Annotated in this window: 5 protein-coding genes and 1 pseudogene; all 6 read left to right on the forward strand. The window is 66.5% G+C overall.

The window, feature by feature from the left end; translation table 11 throughout:
• Window positions 1–1,323 (forward strand): SEC-C metal-binding domain-containing protein (locus tag Q0K15_RS10435; RefSeq protein WP_294515783.1); only part of this gene is annotated, 1,323 nt, incomplete at its 5' end.
• Between the two features lie 143 nt (window positions 1,324–1,466).
• Window positions 1,467–1,556: an SEC-C metal-binding domain-containing protein gene (locus Q0K15_RS10440; RefSeq protein WP_294515784.1), complete on the forward strand. Its 90-nt coding sequence runs from the start codon at window positions 1,467–1,469 to the stop codon at window positions 1,554–1,556.
• Window positions 1,557–1,844: 288 nt separating this feature from the next.
• Window positions 1,845–1,934, forward strand: a complete 90-nt coding sequence (locus Q0K15_RS11175) for an SEC-C metal-binding domain-containing protein (RefSeq protein WP_365933884.1) — start codon at window positions 1,845–1,847, stop codon at window positions 1,932–1,934.
• A 92-nt stretch (window positions 1,935–2,026) separates the two neighbouring features.
• Window positions 2,027–2,836, forward strand: a complete 810-nt coding sequence (gene pgeF, locus Q0K15_RS10445; protein ID WP_294515785.1) for a peptidoglycan editing factor PgeF — start codon at window positions 2,027–2,029, stop codon at window positions 2,834–2,836.
• A 77-nt stretch (window positions 2,837–2,913) separates the two neighbouring features.
• A complete protein-coding gene (locus Q0K15_RS10450; RefSeq protein WP_294515786.1) occupies window positions 2,914–4,446 on the forward strand; it encodes an ABC transporter substrate-binding protein in 1,533 nt (510 codons plus the stop codon).
• A gap of 48 nt (window positions 4,447–4,494) precedes the next feature.
• Window positions 4,495–5,516 (forward strand): annotated as a pseudogene (locus Q0K15_RS10455) (phosphoribosylformylglycinamidine synthase); the annotation flags it as partial.

A 5,516-nucleotide genomic window follows, 5' to 3' on the forward strand; every position in this document is an offset into this window, starting at 1 on the left:
GAAGCCGAGATCGTGGCCCAGGCCGGCAAGTTCGGCGCCGTCACCGTGGCCACCAACATGGCCGGCCGTGGTACCGACATCATGCTGGGCGGCAACGCTGAGTATCTGGCCAAGGCCGACCTGAAGAAGGCGGGGCTCAGCGACGAGCTCATCGCCGAGGCCACCGGCTTCGCCGAGACCGACAACCAGGACATCCTCAACGCCCGCAAGATGTTCTCCGACGCCGAGGCCAAGTACAAGGCCGAGATCAAGCCTGAGGCCGACAAGGTCCGGGAGGTAGGCGGCCTCTTCATCCTGGGCACCGAGCGCCACGAGTCCCGCCGCATCGACAACCAGCTGCGCGGCCGTGCCGGCCGTCAGGGCGACCCCGGTGAGAGCCGCTTCTACCTCTCCCTGGAGGACGACATCATGCGCCTCTTCGGCTCCGAGCGGGTCATGGGCATGATGGACAAGCTGGGCGTGGACGAGGACACCCCCATCGAGCAGAAGATGCTCACCAACGCCATCGAGTCGGCCCAGCGCCAGGTGGAGTCCAAGAACTTCCAGCAGCGCAAGAACGTGCTGGAGTACGACGACGTCATGAACACCCAGCGTGAGGTCATCTACAAGCAGCGCCGGCAGGTCCTGGACGGCGAGGACATGAAGGCCAGCATGGAGAACATGATCCGCACCACCGTCCACAACGCCATCCGCGGCCGCATGGGTGAGCAGAAGCACATGGACGCCGAGAGCTTCCGTGAGGCCCTGGCCCCCTTCCGCGGGGTGTTCCTGCTGCCCGACGAGCTCAAGCTCACCGACGAGGAGCTCCAGAAGTACGGCTTTGAGGACCTTTGCTCCCTGGTGGAGGAGCGTGCCTTCGACATCTACCAGAAGAAGGAGCAGGCCCTGGGCAGCCCCCTCATGCGGGAGCTGGAGCGGGTGATGATGCTCCGGGTGGTGGACGAATACTGGATGGATCATCTGGACAATATGAACGAGCTGCGCCAGGGCATCGGCCTGCGTGCCTACGGCCAGGAGGACCCCGTGGTGGCCTACAAGCGCGAGGGCTACGAGATGTTCGAGGAAATGATCGCCGCCATCCAGGAGGAGACCGTGCGCCGCGTGTTCATCGTCCGTGTCCAGGCCAAGAACGGCGAGGGCACCGTGGAGCGCAAGCGGGTGGCCAAGGTCACCGGCACCTCCGGTGGCGGCGACGGCTCCGTCAGACAGCAGCCCGTGGTCCACAAGGGCATCAAGATCGGCCGCAACGACCCCTGCCCCTGCGGCAGCGGCCTCAAGTGGAAGAAGTGCACTTGTAAGGAGTATCATCCCGATCAGCAGTAAGGTCGTTGCGGCCGATGCGAGCCAAAGCGAGCCGCGCCGTCAGGCGCGTCCAAGCGTCTTGCCGCCAGGCAAGACCTTGATGCCGGGCGAATTCATTTCGCCCGAGCAGATGAGATCATCGGGGTCCCCACGGGGCCTGCCCCGTGGGGGATGGTAACGACCCCTGCCCCTGCGGCAGCGGCCTCAAGTGGAAGAAATGCACCTGTAAGGAATACCACTCCGACCAGGAGTAACCCGCAAAGGCACCCGCATAGCGGGGACGGCGGTCACGCCGTTCAAGCGTTTTCACCCCCAGGTGAAAACCTTGGGCCGGGGCGGATTCACTTCGCCCCGGCTGAGTGAAAGAACGGGGTCCCTGCGGGGTCCTGCCCCGTGGGGAAGCGTTGCGGCCGATGCGAGCCAAAGCGAGCCGCGCCGTCAGGCGCGTCCAAGCGTCTTGCCGCCAGGCAAGACCTTGATGCCGGGCGAATTCATTTCGCCCGAGCAGATGAGATCATCGGGGTCCCCACGGGGCCTGCCCCGTGGGGGATGGCAACGACCCCTGCCCCTGCGGCAGTGGCCTCAAGTGGAAGAAATGTACTTGTAAAGAATACCACTCCGATCAGCAGTAACGCACAGAAGGCACCCGCGCAGCGGGGATGGCGGTCACGCCGTCCCCACCCCCAGGGGACAAGCCCCCTTTGGTCCAGAAAGGAGTACCTCTTTGGAGATCCACGACAAGATCAGCGCCGGCGTCACCTACCTGTCGGCGGAGGCCTTTGAGCACGCCGGCGGGGTAGTCCACGGCTTTTCCACCCGGCTGGGCGGCGTGAGCACCGGCATCTATGAGAGCCTCAACCTGGGCTCCACCCGGGGCGACGACCCTGAGCACGTCCGGGAGAACTACCGCCGGTTCTTTGACGCGGTGGGGGCTGACCTGAGCACGGTGGCCATGACCAACCAGGTGCACAGCGATGTGGTCCGGCCCGTCACCACCGCCGACATCAAGACCGGCCTGCTGGACCCGGAGCCCTACGAGGCCGACGGCCTGGTCACCGACATCCCCGGCGTGGCTCTGGTCATCTTCAGCGCCGACTGCCTGCCCGTCCTCCTCTATGACCCGGTCCGCCGGGTCATTGCCGCCGTCCACGCCGGCTGGCGGGGCACCGCCGCCGGCATCGTGGAGCGTGCGGTGGAGAAGATGGCCTTCTACGGCTGTCGCCCGGAGGACATTCTGGCCGCCATCGGCCCCGGCATCTCCCGGTGCTGCTTCGAGACCCACGAGGACGTGCCCAACGCCATGACCGCCGCTCTGGGCGTCCGGGCCACCCCCTTCCTCTCCCCCATCGAGAACGGCAAGTTCAAGGTGGACCTGAAGGGCATCAACGCCATGCGCCTGGAGCGCGTCGGCCTGCGCCCGGAGCACATCTCCGTCACCGCCGACTGCACCGCCTGCCTGCCGGAAAAGTACTGGTCCCACCGGATCACCGGCGGCGTCCGGGGCAGCCAGGCCGCTGTCATTCAGCTTTTATAACTCAAAAGAGCGAAAAGAGGGATATTGTTCTCCGCTTTTCGCTCTTTTCCATACCTATCACTTATCAGGAGCCGCCTATGAAACCATCCCGCCTGTTTGCACTGGTCCTCGCGCTGGTCCTGCTCTCCGGCTGCGGCGCCCCTCCGCCGGAGGTCACTCCTACCCCCTCCCCCACGCCGGAGACCGTGGAGGCGGCGAGCACCGTTTTTACCCTCCCCCGCACCACCGCCAGCCTCCACCCCATCCTGAGCACCGACAAGGTGAACGTGGCCCTCTCGGGCCTCATCTGGGAGGGTCTCTTTGAGCTAGACCAGACCTTCTCCCCCCAGCTCCGGCTGTGCCAGAGCTACGCCGTCAGCGAAGACGGCCTCACCTGTACCTTTCACCTGCGCAGCGGCGTCACCTTCTCCGACGGCTCCCCTCTCACCGCCGCCGACGTGGTGGCTTCCCTCCAGCTGGCACAGAGCCCCCAGTCCCGGTTCGCCGGCCGGCTGGACGACGTGGCCTCCATCGCCGAGCAGGACGGGGCCGTGGTGGTCACCCTGCGCACCCCCAACGGCACCCTGCCCGCCCTTCTGGACATCCCCATCGTCAAGGCGGGCTCCGACGAAGTGCCGGCGGGCACAGGCCCCTACCGGCTCACCGAGCGTGACGGGGGCGCCGTGCTCACCGCCCGGACCGACTGGTGGCGGAACCTGAACCTGCCGGCGGAGACCATTCCCCTGATGACCATACAGGCCGCCGATGATCTCATCTCTGCCTTCGACACTGAGGATATCTCCCTGGTCACCGCCGACCTCACCGGCACCAGCACCCTGGGCTTTGCCGGCGACCACGCGGTGTGGGACTACCCCACCACCACCATGGTCTACATCGGCTACAACTGCCAAAAAGGCCCCTGCGCCAACGCCGCCGTCCGCCGGGCCCTGGACCGGGCCTGGGACCGAAATTCCGTGGCGGTAGCCCTCTACTCCCGCCACGCCCAGGCGGCCACCCTGCCCCTCCACCCGGTCTGCGCCGACTACGACGACACCCTGGCCCAGCGGCGGGACTACTCCCCCCAGGTCTTTGCCCAGCTCCTGGAGGAGGCGGGCTACGCCCAAGGGGAGGACGGCCTCTGGTATCAGGGGCGGCAGCCCCTCTCCCTCACCTTCGTGGTGAACACCGACAACACCTTCCGGGTGTCGGTGGCAGAGTACCTGACCGGGGAGCTCACCAAGTCCGGCGTCCAGGTGGAGCTCCAGAAGCTCGCCTGGACCGAGTACCAGCAGGCCCTCACCGCCGGCTCCTTCGACCTCTACCTGGGGGCGGCCACCCTGTCCGCCGACTTTGACCCCGCCCCCCTCCTCACCGCCGGCGGCGCCCTGAACTTCGGCGGCTACTGGAACGCCAACACCCTGACCCTCCTCTCCGCCTGGCAGGGGGCCTCCGGCGCTCTCCGGAAGACTGCCGCCCAGACCCTCTGGACCGACCTGGAGACCCAGGTCCCCTTCTCCACCCTTTGCTTCAAGAACCAGTCCGTGCTCACTCAGTGGGGGGCGGTCACCGGCCTCACCCCCACCCAGCAGAACCCCTTTTACGGCATAGAGAACTGGCGTTTCGGGTCCTGACCCGGCGCCGTTACCTGACAGACATATATCATGAGGGAGGAACCACCAATGGGAGACGTATTTCGCTGTTTCGTGGAAAAAAAGCCGGGCTTTGACGGAGCCGCCCGGGCTCTGTGCCGGGAGCTCACCGAGGCCGTGGGCATCCAGGGCCTCACCGGGCTCCGGGTGCTCAACCGCTACGACGTGGAGGGCGTGACGAGCCAGGTCTACGCCGCCGCCCGGACCTCCGTGTTCTCTGAACCCCAGGTAGACGCGGTATACGACGAAAGCTGCCCCCTGCCCCAGGAGACCCACACCGTGCTGGCGGTGGAGGCCCTGCCCGGCCAGTTCGACCAGCGGGCCGATTCGGCGGCCCAGTGCATCCAGCTCATGACCGGCGGCGACCGCCCCACCGTCCGGGCCGCCACCGTCTACCTGCTGCTGGGCGCCCTCTCCGCCGAGGACGCGGAGAAGGTCCGCTCCTACCTCATCAACCCCGTGGAGGCCCGGGAGGCCTCCATGGACAAGCCCGACACCCTGGCCCAGACCTACCCCATCCCTCAGTCCGTCCAGGTGCTGGAGGGCTTCCGTGATCTGGACGAGGCCGGTCTCCAGACCGTGCTGGAGGAGTACGGCCTGGCCATGGACCTGGCCGACCTCACCTTCTTCCAGTCCTACATGAAGACGGAGGAGGACCGTGACCCCACCATTACCGAGCTGCGGCTGGTGGACACCTATTGGTCCGATCACTGCCGCCACACCACCTTCTCCACCCACATCGACTCCGTGGAGATCCTCTCCCCCGAGGTGAAGCGGGCCTACCACCTCTACCAGGCCGCCCGGAAGGAGGTCTACGGCGAGGAGAAGGCCAAGGCCCGGCCCGAGACCCTCATGGACCTGGCCACCATCGCCACCAAGGTTCTCAAGAAGCGGGGCGTCCTCCAGCACCTGGACGAGAGCGAGGAGATCAACGCCTGCTCCGTCCACGTCACCGCCAACGTGGACGGGGAGGACCAGGACTGGCTCCTCATGTTCAAGAACGAGACCCACAACCACCCCACCGAGATCGAGCCCTTCGGCGGCGCGGCCAC

Source organism: uncultured Intestinimonas sp., from assembly GCF_944387245.1.
Classification (GTDB): Bacteria; Bacillota; Clostridia; order Oscillospirales; family Oscillospiraceae; genus Intestinimonas.